Origin of the sequence: Streptomyces fructofermentans, from assembly GCF_014651055.1 — a bacterium.
In the GTDB taxonomy this organism is placed as follows: Bacteria; Actinomycetota; Actinomycetes; order Streptomycetales; family Streptomycetaceae; genus Streptomyces; species Streptomyces fructofermentans.
Genome location: NZ_BMWD01000034.1, coordinates 1 through 15,438, shown reverse-complemented (window position 1 = coordinate 15,438; position 15,438 = coordinate 1). Strand labels below are relative to the sequence as shown.

Genomic DNA, 15,438 nt, shown 5'->3' with positions numbered 1-15,438 from the left:
GCCCGTGGAGGCGGGGAAGCCGGGCCGGCGCGTGCCGGGGCGGGCGAGGTCCGGTGGGCGGAGGCCCGCGGTGCCGGGTCCCGGTGCCGGGAGGCCGGGCATGCGGCGCAAGCCGGGTGTCTGGTGGCGCGGGAAGAGCACGCCGGCGAAGGTCGAGACGTACACCCGCTGGTCCTACCACTCCTTCGCCCTGATCGAGGTCGCGGTGATCGGGCTGCCCGTGTTCGGGCTCGTCGGGGTGCCGCTCGCGCTGTGGGTCTTCGTGCCGATCGTCGGCCACGCCCTGCTGTGCGGGGTGACGGCGTCCCGGGCGCTCGACTGGACGCGCGGCGGCCGAGGGCAGCCCGTACGCCTGCTCGTGGCACTGACCGTCGTCAGCGCGCTGCTGGGGACCGCCGCGCTCGTCGTGGCCCAGCACGGCCCCGGGGGCGACGACGGCGAGACGGCGGCGGCCTCGATGTTCGTGGGGGTGCTCGCCTTCGGGGCGGGCACGGTCACGCTCGGGATGCGCGAGCGGCGACGTGTGCCGGCCCTGGTCGGCGCCTTCGGGGCGGGGACCGCCGTCGTGGGGCTCGCGGCGGGCATGCCCGGGGCCGCGGCGCTGGCCACGGCCTTCGCCGTGCTGGTCTCCGCCGGGTTCGTCGCCTTCACGTCCGTCTTCTCGGTGTGGCTCCTCGACGCCGTGTACGAACTCGACGCGGCCCGCGAGACCCGCACCCGGCTGGCCGTCGCCGAGGAACGGCTCAGGTTCGGCCGCGATCTGCACGACGTGATGGGCCGCAACCTCGCGGTGATCGCGCTCAAGAGCGAGCTCGCCGTCCAGCTCGCCCGGCGCGAACGACCCGAGGCCGTGGACCAGATGATCGAGGTGCAGCGGATCGCCCAGGAGTCGCAGCGGGAGGTCCGCGAGGTCGTCCGCGGCTACCGCGAGGCGGACCTCGGCACCGAACTGCTGGGCGCCCGGGGAGTGTTGGCCGCGGCAGGGGTCGACTGCACGGTCAGCGGCTCCGCGGAGGGGCTGCCGCCCGCGGTCCAGTCGGCGCTGGGATGGGTGGTGCGCGAGGCCACGACGAACGTACTGCGGCACGGCGACGCGGCGCGGTGCCGCGTGGCGCTGACGGTGACCGGGGGCCGTGTGGTGCTCACCGTGGAGAACGACGGGGTGGAGGACCGCGGGACGGGGAGCGGCGGGGTGCCCGGGACGCGCGCGGGCGGCGGGTCCGGGCTCGCCGGGCTCCGCGAACGGCTGTCCGCGGTGGACGGGACCCTGGAGGCGGGATTCGCCGGGGCGGGCGTGTTCCGGCTGGTGGCCGAGGTACCTCTGCCGGGCACCCCGCCCGCGGTTCCGGCGGACGGGATGCCCGGCATCCCCGTACCGGGCCGCAGCGAGCCCGACACCGTCACGGGCACGGGCACCGGCACGGACACCGGGGGCGGCAACGTCACCGGCACGGGACCGGACACCGGGGGCGGTCCCGGCTCCCGCCCCAGGCCCGATCGCGATCCCGATCCCAATCCCAATCCCGCTCCCGGTCCCGACTTCGACGGCAGCGGGGGCGCGACGGCCGACGGCGGTGGTCCACCACCGGTCCGGGCGGCCGGTGCCGTCCCGTGCTCCGCGTCCCGTCCCGTGAATGAGGCCTCATGACATCGGTACCGCCGGTCCCGCCCGTGTCCGCCGTCCCGCCCCCGCGGCCCGCGCGTCCCGTACGGCTGCTGCTCGCGGACGACGAGCACCTGATCCGCGGGGCCCTCGCCGCGCTGCTCGGGCTGGAGGGGGATCTGCTCGTGGTGGCGGAGGCGGCGAGTGGGCCCGAGGCGCTCGCCATGGCACGCGCCCACGAACCCGACGTGGCCGTGCTGGACCTCCAGATGCCCGGTGCCGACGGTGTGAGGGTCGCCACATCACTGCGGGCCGAACTGCCGTCCTGCCGCGTACTGATCGTGACGAGCCACGGGCGCCCCGGGCACCTGAAGCGGGCGCTTGCTGCGGGTGTGCGCGGGTTCGTCCCGAAGACGGTCAGCGCGCAGCGGCTCGCCGAGATCATTCGTACGGTCCACGCCGGAAACCGTTACGTGGACCCGGAGTTGGCGGCCGACGCGATCTCCGCCGGGGACTCCCCGCTGACCGCGCGCGAGGCGGAGGTGCTGGAGCTGGCGGCCGACGGCGCGCCCGTCGCGGAGATCGCGGAGCGGGCCGCGCTCTCCCAGGGGACCGTGCGCAACTACCTGTCGTCGGCCGTCTCGAAGCTCGGGGCGGAGAACCGGCATGCGGCAGTGCGGCTCGCACGGGAGCGAGGTTGGGTATAGTGGCTCTCGCGCCACGGCGCATGCGGACGTAGCTCAGTTGGTAGAGCGCAACCTTGCCAAGGTTGAGGTCGCCAGTTCGAACCTGGTCGTCCGCTCAGACGAGGAAGCCCCCGGTCATCGCGACCGGGGGCTTCTTCGTGTCGTCATGGACGGTCGCCCCGGGGGTTGCCCGGGGCGCTCGCTCAGGCCCAGCCGGCACCCGTCAGGCGCTCGTAGGCCTCCACGTACTTGGCGCGGGTCGCGTCCACGACCTGCTGGGGCAGGGCGGGCGGCGGCTGCTCGCTCCGGCGGTCCCAGCCGGACTCGGCGGAGGTGAGCCAGTCGCGGACGAACTGCTTGTCGAACGAGGGCTGCGGACGGCCCGGCTCCCACTCGTCGGCGGGCCAGAAGCGGGAGGAGTCCGGGGTGAGCACCTCGTCGGCGATGACGAGGGTGTCGCCGTCGAAGCCGAACTCGAACTTCGTGTCCGCGAGGATGATCCCGCGCTCGCGCGCCACGTCCCGGCCCCGGCCGTAGACGGCGAGCGTGGCGCGACGCACCTCGGCCGCGGTCTCGGCGCCGACCTGCCGGGCGACCTCCTCGTACGAGACGTTCTCGTCGTGCTCGCCGACGGCGGCCTTGGTGGCCGGCGTGAAGATCGGGGCGGGCAGCTCCGAACCGTCGGTCAGGCCCTCGGGAAGGGGGAGGCCGCAGACCGTACGGGTCTCCCGGTACTCGACGAGGCCCGAGCCGGCGAGATAGCCGCGGGCCACGGCCTCGACCGGGACCATCCGCAGCGACTTGCAGACCAGCGTCCGGCCCCGCCACTCGGCGGGGGCGCCGGCCGGGAGTTCGGTGCTCAGGACGTGGTTCGGCATCAGATCCGCGAACTGGTCGAACCACCAGAGCGAGAGCTGCGTCAGGACGCGGCCCTTGTCGGGGATCTCCGTGGGGAGCACCCAGTCGTACGCGGAGATGCGGTCGCTGGCGACCATCACGAGGTCGCCCGCCTCGTTCTGGTACAGATCGCGCACCTTGCCGGTGTGCAGATGCACCAGACCCGGGACCTCTGGGGCCTCGGGCTTTTCGACGAATCCGGACACGGTTCCTCCCCGTGGTTCTGTATAAGTGGCTCGATTCTCCCGTATGCCGGGGGCCGGGAAGGACAGGGTCCGGTCAGTCGCGTTTGCAGATGCGGTCCAGGAGGTTCGCCGTGGCGCGCTGGACGCGGGCGTCGGTGTGCCCGGGGCGGTCCAGTGCCGGGGACCAGGCGAACGTGCCGGACGCGAAGACGAGGGCTCCCGAGGGCGCGCGGTACAGCGACGTCTCCTGGTGGCGGATCGCCCCCTCGGTGTCCCGGTAGGGCGAGTGGGACAGCAGGATGCGGCCCTGGTGCCCGGGCAGGGGGACGCGCGGGAAGTAACGGTCCGCCTCGCCGGCGACCATGCCCTCCAGTTCGTCGCCCTCGTGGGCCCCGGTCGCGTCCCAAAGCCAGTGGTCGGCGTTGCGGACGACCATGGGGTGCGCCTCCGGGACCCGGCCCGCGTACTGGATGCCGAGGAGTTCCTGCTCGGGGCGGTCGACCTCGCGCCACAACGCGGGCCTGCCGGGGCCGCGGCGCTTGCGGCAGGTCAGCAGCCGGTCGGGGACGCCCGACGGGGACCGGCCCAACTCGATCCGCCAGTACATGGTGTTGGCGGAGAGGAAGACGAGCGAGGTGCCGCTGTCGCGGGCCAGCTCCACCGTGCGCCGCATCGCCGCGGACCAGTACTCGTCGTGCCCGGGGAAGACGAGGCCGCGGTAGCGGGTCGGGTCGACGCGGCCCGCGTGCAGGTCGCGGGCGTCGGCGTACGCCACGTCGTAGCCGTAGCGCTCGGCCCAGCGGATGAAGTCGTAGGCGTGTCCGACGTGCAGGGGCAGGCCCGCGCCCGCGTACGGGCGGTCGAAGGAGACGGTCGTCGCGGCGTCGGCCTCGCCGAGCAGCCGGCCGTTCCCGTCCCACGCGTGGTAGAGGCTCGCGCCGGTCCTGCCGTCCTCCGGGTAGAGGTTGTACGCCTGCCAGGTGACGTCCGGCAGGAGCAGCAGCAGGTCGGCCGGGTGGTCGTGGCGGACGGTGAAGGGGATGTGCGAGCGGTGGCCGTCGTCGGTGGTCAGGACCGCCACGTACGCGCCGGCGTTCCAGTACGACGGGATCTGCAGCCGCCAGGAGAGCCACCAGTGGTGGCAGGACACCGTGCGGTCCGCGGTGAGCGGCGGGGGCTGGACGATCCCGGACAGCCGAGGGCTCGTGGTGATCTTCCCGGCGCCGTCGCCGCCGTAGTGGCCGATGCGGTAGATGTCCACGCCGAACTGCTGGGGCGGGTCGACGGTGATGTGGAAGTCGACGGCCTCGCCCGGGGCGACCGCTCCGGTGGAGGCGAAGCCCTTGATCTGGCGGCGGACGTCGTCGGCCGAGCGGGGGCCTCCGGTGGTGGAGCGGGGGGCGGGGATGCGGGGGGCGGTCGCGGTCCCGGGCCGGCCGTGGCCGGTCGCGCCCGGGGCGGTCGCACCGGGCGGCGGGGCGTGCTCCACGTACCAGGGGACGACCTGGCCGGTGTCGCCGAAGTACTGCTCGCTGCCGCGCAGCCAGGGGACCGGGCCCTGCCCGAAGGGGTCCGTGACGGCGTGCGCCATCGCGCCCGACTCCCATCGGCGGATCCGCTCCGAATCCATGCGCCGTCCCTCCTTCGTGCCCCCGTCGGCCCCGGCGGCCCTTGGCGCGTACGGCCGGCGCCCTGTCATCGAACGGTCCCAGCACATCACATTACGCACGCGGCCCGTCACCGTTCGTCGCTAATTGACGGGGCATCACCGGACCTCCGGCGGCGGGGCGGGGCCCGCCGGAAGGAGAGCAGACCGGTGACGTTCAAAGCTGTTCCTTTTTGATCACTTGTGCATATACAGTGGCGCAGCTGTCGCGGAGGAACGTGAGGTGTCCGTTCCGCGCCGGGGAGGCGAACGACAGCACTCCAACACTTCTGTGGGGGCACATGAACATGCGTAGAAGCCGCGTACTCGCGGCGCTCGGAACCGCCGTCGCCGTGGCGGCGGGCATGGCCGGGGCGCCGGGCGCCACGGCCGCGGAACCCGTGACCTGGCAGGCCACGGACGGCAGGCTGATGTACCTCAACGGTGCGCGCAACACGCTCCAGACGCACGAGGTCGGCACCGGCAGCTACACCGACTTCCTGGCGGACGCCACGCAGCCGTCCTGGTCGCCGGACGGCAGCCGGGTCGCGTACGTGAAGAACGGCCGGGTCGAGACCCGCCGGTACACCGGCTCCACCCTGGTCAAGATCCAGGAGCAGGGCTCCGTGAGCAGCGTCGGCGACCCGACGTTCCTGGGCCGGGGCGACACGATCGTCTACTCCGGCAGCGGCCGGCTGCGCTACGCGTCCTCGGACGGCTCCCGCTACGGCCAGCCGCTGTTCTCCACCTCGGAGGACGGCTGCGACCGCGAGCCGAGCGCGTCCGTCAACGGACTGATCGCCTTCGTTCGCACCGGCGACACCTGCGGCTCGCCGACCGGTTCGGCCGTCTGGATCCACGACATCAACACCGGCGGCTTCACCAAGCTGACCGATGTAGGCGACGACCCGGCGATCTCGCCCGACGGGACGCGGGTCGCCTTCGTCCGCGAGGCCGACGGCCTGCGCCGGCTGTTCGTCGTCAACGTCGACGGCACCGGCGAGCGCCAGCTCACCTTCGAGGACGGCGCCGAGATGCCGGCGTGGTCGCCCAGCGGCGACCGGATCGTCCTGACCAACGGGACCGACGAGGACGCGGCCGCTCCGCGCATCGTGGACGTCGCCACCGGCGAGGCCACCAGGATGCCGCTCCCGCCGGGCACCTCCTCCGTCACCAACATGGCCTGGCAGCCGCTGCGCAAGCAGGGGGCGGGCCGGGTCTGGGGCGCCGACTCGTACGGCACCAACATCGCGGCGTCCCGCTGGACGTGGAACACGGTCGGCCAGAGCGAGCCCGGCCTGATCGACGCCCGTTCGGCCGTCCTGATCAGCAAGGACAGCCCGTCCTACGCGCTGACCGGGCAGTCGCTCGCCGGCCAGAAGCTGGGCCCCCTGCTGATGACGTCGGAGACCTCGCTGTCGGCGAACGTGCAGGCGGAGCTGAAGCGCACGCTGAAGCCCGGCGCCACGGTGTACCTCGTCGGCGGCACCGACATCCTCTCCAGCTCCGTCGCCTCCAAGGTCGGCTCGCTCGGCTTCACGCCGAAGCGGCTGTCGGGGACCTCGCGCTACTCGACGTCCGTGGCGGTCGCCAAGGCCGTCACCAGCGCCCCGGACTACGTGTTCCTCGCCACCGGGACCGACTACCACTCGGCGATGTCGGCCTCCGCCGCGGCCGGTGCCCTCGGCTACGGCGGCAAGGGCACGGTCGTCCTCAACGAGGGCAACAAGCTGTCCTCGTCGGTGAAGTCGTACCTCAACACGCTCGACCCCGACCGCACCATGGTCGTCCCGGTCGGCGCCTCGGCGAAGTACGCGCTCACGCACACGTACCTCTCCAACTGGCCCGACTCGTGGTCGTACTACCCGATCAGCGGCAGCGGGCACGACGGCACCTCCGTCGCGCTCGCCGAGTTCTGGTGGAGCGCCCCGCAGGTCGCGGGCCTGGCCTGGTCGGACAGCTGGCGCGGTGGCGTCTCGGCCGGCGTCGGCATGCTCTCCTACGGCCCGGTGCTGTGGACCGACGAGAGCACGCTCTCGGAGACCAGCGCGTCCTACCTGCGCCGGCAGGCGGCGGGCGTCAACTCCGTCATCGCCTTCGGCGGGACGGGGTCGATCTCCGCGGCCGAACTGACCGCGGCGGGTTCCGCGATCAGCGCGGGCACCTCCCTGGTGGACTACCGGCCGTACTACAACGGCCTCGTCCCGGCGCAGCAGTCGGCGCTCGCGGACTCGCGCAGCCGGAGCGTCGGCGGCACGGACGCCGGTGCCGCCGGTGCCGGTGCCGGTGAGCTGCGGTCCGGTACGGCGACGGTCGCGCCCGACCTGGACTCGGTGCGGACCACCAACAAGTAACCGAGCACACCGTCACCCACCGGCCCCGGGCGCACTTCGCGCCCGGGGTCGGTGCGGTTGGGTGCCCGGGCCTTGGGTGCGGCCCGCTGGGGTTGGTGGGCTGGGCGACCGGGGGTGGGTGGGTGCGGCCCGCCTGGACGGGTGCCCGGGCGGTGTGTGCGGCCCGCAAGGGGTTGGTGGGCTGAGCGACCGGGGTCGGCGGGCTGAGCGCCCCGGGACGGGTGGGTGCACGCCTGGGCGGTGCGTGCGGCCGTCTGGGGTTGGTGGGCGCGTGCCCGGGTCGACGGGCTGAGCGCCCCCGGACGGATGTGGGTGCACGCCTGCGGCCGGTGTGTTGGGGTGCCCGGGGCGATCCGTGTGGCCGACTCGGGGTTGTGCTCCGGGCGTCCGAGCGGTGTGTGGTCCGCCCAGAGTTCGTGGGCTGCCCGCCCAAGCCCCATGGGCTGCCTGCCCCGGGGCGGTGCATCTGCGCATCCGGGGTCGGTGCGTACAGATCCTCGGGCCGGTGCGCGTATGCGTACGCGTCACCCGGGCCGGTGTGCCCCTGCCCAGGGCCGGAGTGCGTGCCCGCCCCGGGTCGGTGCCCGTGGCTCTGGGCCGGTACGCGCGTGTGGGACCGGATGTCCGGGACGCGGAACGCAAGATCCGGGGCACGGGAGCACGGCGATTCCGGCGCCCGGAGGGCTTGTCGGCGCCCCAGCGCGCAGACCGCACGAGCCCGGACCCGCGGGAGCCGTGACGGCGGCCGAAGGGCTGCCGCCCCGGGCCCGTAACACGTGTGCGTGTGCGTGTGCGCCACGAACGGCCCTGGCGGCGCGGCTCCTTCTGCGGGTGGTGGGGCAGCTCGGGAAGGGGGTCAGACGAGCCGGACGGGCTTCTCCGGGCGGATGCCGAGGCGGCGGAGCCAGGCGCGCAACGGGACGGGGTCGCCGTCCTCTATGAGGCTCAGGACCCGTGGGCCCAGATCGACGGACCGCTCGCCGTTGACGAGGAGGGACGGACCGTCGAGCCAGTCGAGGCCCGGCGTCGCGCCGGCCGTGTCCATGGCCGCGCAGCAGACCATCGCCGTCACGTGGTCGGCCAGCAGTTCCCGCCCGGTCCGCGGCGGCTGGAGGGGGAAGAGCGGCAGCAGGCCGTCGTCCCAGAAGGCCAGATCGGGGCCGGCCTGCCCGACGGAGCCCACCGTCGGAGCGGCCGGCTCGACGGGCAGGGCGGCCTCCTCGCGCGCCACCTCGGCACTGAGCCCGGCCGCCAGCGCCGCACTCCGCTCGTTCCCCGGGGTGTCGCCCTCGTCCTCGGCGAATCCCACGGACTCCTCCTCGGCCTGCGCCGGCACCGGCACGGGCCCATCGGTCCTGTGGGACTCCGCCGCGCCACTTGCCCCGGCCCCGGTGCCGGCACGCCGATCCGTCCCCGGCCCTTGCTTCCCCGGCCCCAGCTCCGGATCCGGCTCCGGCATCCCCGTGCCGCCCGCGTCGGCGGCCGCGAACTCCTCCAGGCTCAGGTGGTCCATCACGCGGGCCAGGGTGGGCCCGTCGCGGCCGGGGGAACCCGGACCGGCGGAACGGCTCACTCCCAGCGTGTCCAGGACCCGGTGCAGCCGCGCCGCGTCCGTCCGCCACTTCCGGTCGACCACCTCGTCCGGATACTCGTCCCAGGCGACCGGTGCCCAGTCGGGCCCGGTCTCGGCGGGCCCGCCGTGGAACAGCCGGGCCGCCAGCAGCGACGCGGCCTCGTCCATCGCGCCCGGTTCCTCCAGCAGGTCGCAGGCGGGCCGCTCGCCGAGCCGGGAGGCGAACCCCTCCGCGAGCCGATCACGCCGCGAGAGCTCGGTGAGCGCCGCGACCACGCCCGCGTCCAGCCGGGCGGGCCAGCGGCCCATCCGCCACGCGGGCAGCGCGACGCGGGTCAGCAGCCGGTCCCAGCCGGCGTACGCCAGCCCGACCTGCTCCTGGGCGACGATCCGCAGCCCGTAGTCCACGGCCTGCGCGCGCTCCGCCGCGGCGGCCGCGACACCCCGCTCCATCTCCGCCGCGTGCTCACGGCAGCCGCGCAGCAGCAGCCGGGTGACCCAGCCGATCCCTGCGAGCGGGACACGGACCAGGGGACCGCGCGAGGGTGCCGACGTGACCGCGACGGCCGCGTCCAGACCCCGTACGAAACGGCGGGCCGCGGCTATGTCGGGATGCGCCGAGGGCCCCGTGCCCGCGACGACCGGTGCGAGAACGGCCCGCAGCTCGCCGACCCGCATCCACCACAGGAACGGGGAGCCGATCACGAGCACCGGAGCGGCGGGCACGCGGCGGTGGCCCGACGGGAGGCCACGTACGCCCGGTACACCCGCTATCTCGTCCCGGTCCTCCGCGGGAGGCGGGGCGTGCGCCGGGTGGGTGCGGTCCTCCAGCCAGCTGTCGCAGTCCGGGGTGAGGGCTATCGCCGAGGGTGCGGGCACTTCCAGCCGGTCGGCCAGGTCCCGCACCATGCGGTACAGGTCGGGCGCCGACTCCTCGGCGATCGGGACCGTGGGGCTCACGGCGGGCCGGGCACGCGCGACGACCAGCGCGACACCGGCCGCTCCGAGGAGCACGAGGACGGCGAGGCCCGTCACGACCCGGCCGACGACGTCCCAGCCGCTGCCTCCGATGTGCCCGGTCGCACCGCCGACGAGCAGTACGACGGCGGCGGCCGCGGGCAGCAGGGCGACGGCCAGCGCCCTGCTGCGGACGCGCAGCACGGCGAGGGCCCGTGAGCGCGCGGCCTGCGCACCCAGCTCCACACCCATCCCGGACACGACCGGATTCACCCCCTATTGCCCGCCCGGCGCGTGCATACCCAGCCACCGCCGACGGACGTCCATGGCGTTGCTCACAACCCCACTGTGGCACCCGGCACCGACATCGCAATGCCGGTGGGCCAAGTGCCGGAACGCTTGCGCCGCACCATAGTTGGGGCCCCGGCCCTCGTCAGCCGGATGGGGGATCGGTCACTCGATGGAATGGCTTTGGGCAGAGGTGGCTGACGAAAGGGCCCCGGATCCTGTGCCGGATCCGGGGCCCGAAAAGGTCGTACGACGTGCGATCACGCAGATGACGGTGGGTAACCGAGGGTTACTCCCCGGCCACCTTCGCGGCGATGTCCGTGCGGTGCTGGGAGCCGTCGAGCCGGATGCGCCCGAGCGCCGCGTACGCACGGGAGCGGGCCGCGGTGAGGTCCTTGCCGCTCGCCGTGACGGAGAGCACCCGGCCGCCCGCGCTCACGATCGAACCGCCGACCCGCTTCGTACCGGCGTGCAGGACGTACGCGTGCGGGGCGTCCCGCTCGGCCACCTCGTCGAGGCCCTCGATGGGGTCGCCGGTGCGCGGGGTGTCCGGGTAGTTGTGCGAGGCGATGACCACGGTGACGGCGGCGTCGTCGCTCCACCGGAGCGGTTCGAGGTCCGCGAGCGTGCCGTTCGCCGACGCGAGGAGGACACCCGCGAGGGGCGTCTTCAGCCGGGCCAGGACGACCTGCGTCTCGGGGTCGCCGAAGCGGGCGTTGAACTCGATGACACGGACACCGCGCGAGGTGATCGCGAGGCCGGCGTAGAGCAGTCCGGAGAAGGGTGTGCCGCGGCGGCGCATCTCGTCGACCGTCGGCTGCAGGACGGTCTCCATGACCTCGTCGACCAGCTTCGGGTCGGCCCACGGGAGGGGCGAGTACGCGCCCATGCCGCCGGTGTTCGGGCCCTCGTCCCCGTCCAGCGCCCGCTTGAAGTCCTGGGCGGGCTGGAGCGGGACGACCGTCCGGCCGTCGGTGATCGCGAAGAGGCTGACCTCGGGCCCGTCGAGGAACTCCTCGACGACCACGCGGTCGCAGGCGTTGGCGTGGGCCGTGGCCACCGCCAGGTCGCTCGTCACGACGACGCCCTTGCCGGCCGCGAGACCGTCGTCCTTGACGACGTACGGGGCTCCGAACGCGTCCAGCGCCTCGTCGACCTCGGCCGGGTTCGTGCAGACGTACGAACGGGCGGTCGGTACGCCCGCGGCGGCCATGACGTCCTTGGCGAACGCCTTGGAGCCCTCCAGCTCGGCGGCCTCCTTCGAGGGGCCGAACACCGGGACACCTGCGGCGCGCACGGCGTCGGCGACCCCGGCCACGAGCGGTGCCTCCGGGCCGACGACCACCAGCTCGGCACCGAGTTCCGCGGCCAGCGCGGCCACGGCCCCGCCGTCGAGGGCGTCGACCGGGTGCAGCTCGGCCACCTCGGCGATGCCCGCGTTGCCTGGAGCACAGTGCAGCGCGGTGACGTCGGGGTCGAGGGACAAGGAGCGGCACAGGGCGTGTTCGCGGGCGCCGCCGCCGATGACAAGGACCTTCACGGGGGTCAGCCTAGCTGGCGGGAGTGGTGGCCTTGTGCGGGCTTCCGAAGGACGGACCGGCGCGGGCTCGTCGGATCCTACGAGCCGCAGCCCCTCGGAACCCGACGGCGATCGGGACGCACCGGGCGCCTGACAGCAGGCGGAACGCAGTCCGGCCGCCGCGGGCGAGCGGTACGGGGTCCGGCGGTACGGGGTCCGCCATGCCACGGAAATCAGTCAGGGCGGGTCCCGGCGTTCGCGCCGGTCGGTGACCGGTCGGCCCGTCCGGTCGGCCCGTCCGGCGGACGGTCCCGCGGGGGCGGCCGTGCAGACGCCGGGCCGTGCCCGGCGCTACTCGTTCGTGAATTCCTCGACCACGGTCGCCCCGAGCTCGCGCACGATCAGTTCGTGGCCCGACAGCGCCGACTCGTCCAGGTCCGGGTCGTCGTCCTCCGCGATGTCGTCCTCCGGCGAGATCGGCGGCGGCTCGGGGGCCGGCGGACGGGAGGCGGACGGGGCCGAGCCGGGCGCCGGGCCGGACGGGGACGCCGAGGCGGGCCGCGACGCCGGGGCGGCGGGCTGCTGCGGGGCGGGCCTGGGCGCGGCGGGTGCGGCGCCCCCAGAGCCGTAGCCGCCGCCGTACCCACCGCCGAAGCCGGGACCGGGTGCGGCCGGGGGCGCGGAGCCGCCTGACGGGTCGACGACCGCCTCGACCTTCCACTGCACGTTGAACAGCTCGGCCAGCGACTGGCGCAGTACGTCCTCGCTGCCGCTGCTCGCGAAGTTGTCCCGGGCGCCCGCGTTCACGAAGCCGATCTGGAGCGTCGTGCCGTCGAAGCCCGTCACCTGCGCGTTCTGGCTGAGCAGGATCCAGGTGAAGCGGCGGCGGTTCTTCACCGCCTCCAGGATGTTCGGCCAGAGCATGCGGGGATCGGGTCCGCCGGCGGGCGGGGCGGAGAACGCGGAGGGAGCCGACGGGGCCGCCGCCTGGGCGGCAGCCGCGCCGGCCGGGACGTCCTGCCCGTACGGCGGAGTGGGGGCGGCCGGCGGTCCGGACTGCGGGGACGCCGGGCGCCCGCCGCCCGCGGACGCTGGGGTGGGCCACCCGCCGGGCCGCCGCCCGCTGCCGACGGCCGTCGCGGCGGGCCATGCCCCGGGGGCGGGCTGGGCGGGAGCCGGCGGCTGCTCGGCGACGGGCGCGGGCTCCACCGGCGCGGGCGCCTGAATGGGGGCCGCGGCGGCGGGAGCCTGCTGCTGCGGAGCCTGCGGCGACGAGCTCTGCGGCGGCTGCGCTTGGGGCGTCGCGGCGTCGCCGTCGCCGCCGGGAGCACCCGCTCCCCGCACCGCCGCGCGGGCCGCCGCGGGACCCGCGCCGGGCGGCACGGCCTGGGCACTGCCCTGCACCGCGGCACGGGGGGCACCGCCGTGCGACTCGGGCCCGGGCACGTACCCCATGGCGGGCGCCTGCGCCGCGGCCCCCGCGAAGTTCACGCCGCGCTCGACGCGGTCGAGCCTCGCCATGAGGGACCGCTCGTCCCCGTACGCGGCGGGCAGCAGCACGCGGGCGCAGATCAGCTCCAGCTGGAGGCGGGGCGAGGTGGCGCCGCGCATCTCGGTGAGTCCCGCGTTGACCAGGTCGGCGGCACGGCTCAGCTCGGCCGCGCCGAACACCCCGGCCTGGGCCGTCATCCGCTCCACCACGTCGGCGGGGGCGTCGATGAGCCCCTTCTCCCCGGCGTCCGGCACGGCGGCGAGGATCACCAGGTCGCGCAGCCGCTCCAGCAGGTCGGCGACGAACCGCCGGGGGTCGTTGCCGCCCTCGATGACGCGGTCGACGACCTCGAAGGCCGCGGCTCCGTCGCCGGAGGCGAAGGCCTCGACGACCGAGTCGAGCAGCGACCCGTCCGTGTAGCCGAGGAGGGAGGTGGCCATGGCATACGTCACACCTTCCTCGCGGGCCCCGGCGAGGAGCTGGTCCATGACGGACATGGAGTCACGCACGGATCCCGCGCCGGAGCGGACGACGAGCGGCAGCACCCCGTCCTCGACGGGGATGCCCTCGCGGCCGCAGACCTCGCCCAGGTACTGCCGGAGGGTCCCGGGGGGCACGAGGCGGAACGGGTAGTGGTGCGTCCTCGACCGGATCGTCCCGATGACCTTCTCGGGCTCGGTGGTCGCGAAGATGAACTTGAGGTGCTCGGGCGGCTCCTCGACGACCTTCAGGAGGGCGTTGAAGCCGGCCGGCGTGACCATGTGGGCCTCGTCGATGATGTAGATCTTGTAACGACTGCTCGCGGGCCCGAAGAACGCCTTCTCGCGCAGGTCACGGGCGTCGTCGACACCACCGTGGGACGCGGCGTCGATCTCGATGACGTCGATGGAACCGGGGCCGTTGCGTGCCAGGTCGCGGCAGGACTGGCACTCGCCGCACGGGGTCGGCGTGGGTCCCTGCTCGCAGTTCAGGCAGCGGGCCAGGATGCGTGCGCTGGTCGTCTTCCCGCATCCGCGCGGCCCGCTGAACAGGTACGCGTGATTGACCCGGTTGTTCCGCAGCGCCTGCTGCAACGGGTCGGTGACATGCTCCTGCCCGATGACCTCGGCGAACGACTCCGGGCGATAACGGCGGTACAGCGCGAGAGACGACACGCTTACGAGGTTATAGGCGCGCACTGACATCAAGGACCGCGTGCGGGGCATCGCCGGAACGCCTGGCACCGGGGCCGCCGCGGCGTACCGCCCGGGGCCGCTCCAGCCGGGGCCCTCGGAACGGCTCGCGAACGCAAGCGCCCCCCACGCACCCGCCAGAGCCGACCTACCCTTGCTGCCTTCCGGCCCTGGGGGAGTTCAGTCAGATAGCGCCACGTGAGGGGCTCCGCACAGGGTACAGGATCCCGGGGGGTGGGAACGAGTTCGCGAGCACTCCTCAACGTCTTGTATTGTTTGCCGCGGAGGATTCGCCTAGTGGCCTAGGGCGCACGCTTGGAAAGCGTGTTGGGGGCAACCCCTCACGAGTTCGAATCTCGTATCCTCCGCCAGTGCCTCACCGGGCACTAACGTCGAAGGGCCCCACCGCGAGGTGGGGCCCTTCGACGTTGTCGGGTCCAGAGCACTCCGGATTTCGGGGCCGGGGCGCCTCCGGACCGGCCCGGTGCGTCAGTCGAGCCAGACCAGGACCGCGTCGTCCGCCTCGGCGGCGGACTCGAAGAACCGTGTCATGCCGTCGTACCAGGGCCGCGCCCAGTCGAGGTCCACGGAGCCGCCGCGCCCCCACGGATACAGCTCGGCCTCCGCCGGTCCGGCCGGGTCCACCCCGTCGATCAGCCCGTCGTAGGGCAGGGCGCGCAGCAGCCGGGCCGCGAGCCGGACGCGCTCGGGCCGCAGGTACCCCGGAGGCCCGTACCCCCAGTCCTCGCTCTCGCAGAGGACCTCCTCGCCCTGGATCACGTTCACGGGGAACCCGGTGCGCGCCAGCAGGAAGCGGAGCAGGTCCCAGGTCTTGTACGTGCTGAAGAGGCGGGCCCCGGCCGGCGGCTCCGAGTCCTCCTCGGCGTCCCGGAGCCCGTCCACGAGGTCCAGGGCCCAGCCGGGGTCCCGGAGCGCGCGGTCGAGTTCGGCGGGCGTCACACGCAGGTACTCACCGATCATGCTCATGGCCGGAGGCTAGGGCGGGGCACTGACATTGATGCTGATACTCAGGGTCCCGGTGGTCGTGGCTCTGGCACTGACTGACG

General features: G+C 74.1%; 8 protein-coding genes, 2 tRNA genes, 1 other RNA gene and 1 pseudogene. 5 read left to right on the top strand and 7 right to left on the bottom strand.

Features of this window, described 5'->3' with window-relative positions; translation table 11 throughout:
• Positions 1-100 precede the first annotated feature (100 nt).
• The 3 genes and pseudogenes from IE265_RS33190 to IE265_RS33180 form a co-directional block, all read left to right on the top strand.
• Positions 101-1,327: pseudogene (locus IE265_RS33190) on the top strand (sensor histidine kinase); the annotation flags it as partial.
• A 317-nt stretch (positions 1,328-1,644) separates the two neighbouring features.
• Positions 1,645-2,310 carry a response regulator transcription factor gene (locus IE265_RS33185; RefSeq protein WP_190039473.1) on the top strand — a complete coding sequence of 222 codons (666 nt, stop codon included), beginning with the start codon at positions 1,645-1,647 and terminating at the stop codon, positions 2,308-2,310.
• Positions 2,311-2,332: 22 nt separating this feature from the next.
• Positions 2,333-2,405, top strand: a tRNA-Gly gene (locus IE265_RS33180).
• 87 nt (positions 2,406-2,492) lie between these two features.
• On the opposite strand, the gene IE265_RS33175 is transcribed toward IE265_RS33180, so the two are convergent.
• On the bottom strand, positions 2,493-3,392 hold the full coding sequence (locus tag IE265_RS33175) for a phosphoribosylaminoimidazolesuccinocarboxamide synthase (RefSeq protein WP_190039472.1): 900 nt from the start codon (positions 3,390-3,392) through the stop codon (positions 2,493-2,495).
• Positions 3,393-3,465: 73 nt separating this feature from the next.
• Positions 3,466-5,001 (bottom strand): N,N-dimethylformamidase beta subunit family domain-containing protein, encoded by a 1,536-nt coding sequence (locus IE265_RS33170; protein WP_190039471.1) that lies wholly within the window; start codon positions 4,999-5,001, stop codon positions 3,466-3,468.
• 317 nt (positions 5,002-5,318) lie between these two features.
• Between IE265_RS33170 and IE265_RS33165 the strand changes: the two genes are divergently transcribed.
• Complete coding sequence (locus tag IE265_RS33165; RefSeq protein WP_190039470.1) at positions 5,319-7,370, top strand: cell wall-binding repeat-containing protein; 2,052 nt, start codon at positions 5,319-5,321, stop codon at positions 7,368-7,370.
• 856 nt (positions 7,371-8,226) lie between these two features.
• Here IE265_RS33165 and IE265_RS33160 read toward each other — a convergent pair.
• The 4 genes from IE265_RS33160 to ffs all read right to left on the bottom strand — a co-directional run bounded on the left by IE265_RS33160 (position 8,227) and on the right by ffs (position 14,582).
• Positions 8,227-10,161: a M48 family metalloprotease gene (locus tag IE265_RS33160; protein ID WP_190039469.1), complete on the bottom strand. Its 1,935-nt coding sequence runs from the start codon at positions 10,159-10,161 to the stop codon at positions 8,227-8,229.
• A gap of 316 nt (positions 10,162-10,477) precedes the next feature.
• Positions 10,478-11,728 (bottom strand): phosphoribosylamine--glycine ligase, encoded by a 1,251-nt coding sequence (purD, locus tag IE265_RS33155; RefSeq protein WP_190039468.1) that lies wholly within the window; start codon positions 11,726-11,728, stop codon positions 10,478-10,480.
• Between the two features lie 330 nt (positions 11,729-12,058).
• Positions 12,059-14,353, bottom strand: a complete 2,295-nt coding sequence (locus IE265_RS33150; protein ID WP_190039467.1) for a DNA polymerase III subunit gamma and tau — start codon at positions 14,351-14,353, stop codon at positions 12,059-12,061.
• 130 nt (positions 14,354-14,483) lie between these two features.
• Positions 14,484-14,582, bottom strand: an RNA gene (gene ffs, locus IE265_RS33145) — signal recognition particle sRNA small type.
• Positions 14,583-14,654: 72 nt separating this feature from the next.
• Between ffs and IE265_RS33140 the strand changes: the two genes are divergently transcribed.
• A tRNA-Ser gene (locus IE265_RS33140) sits at positions 14,655-14,742 on the top strand.
• 118 nt (positions 14,743-14,860) lie between these two features.
• Here the strand turns inward: IE265_RS33140 and IE265_RS33135 are convergent.
• Positions 14,861-15,358, bottom strand: coding sequence for a YfbM family protein (locus tag IE265_RS33135; protein ID WP_229916808.1), 498 nt, complete (start codon positions 15,356-15,358; stop codon positions 14,861-14,863).
• Positions 15,359-15,438: the final 80 nt, after the last annotated feature.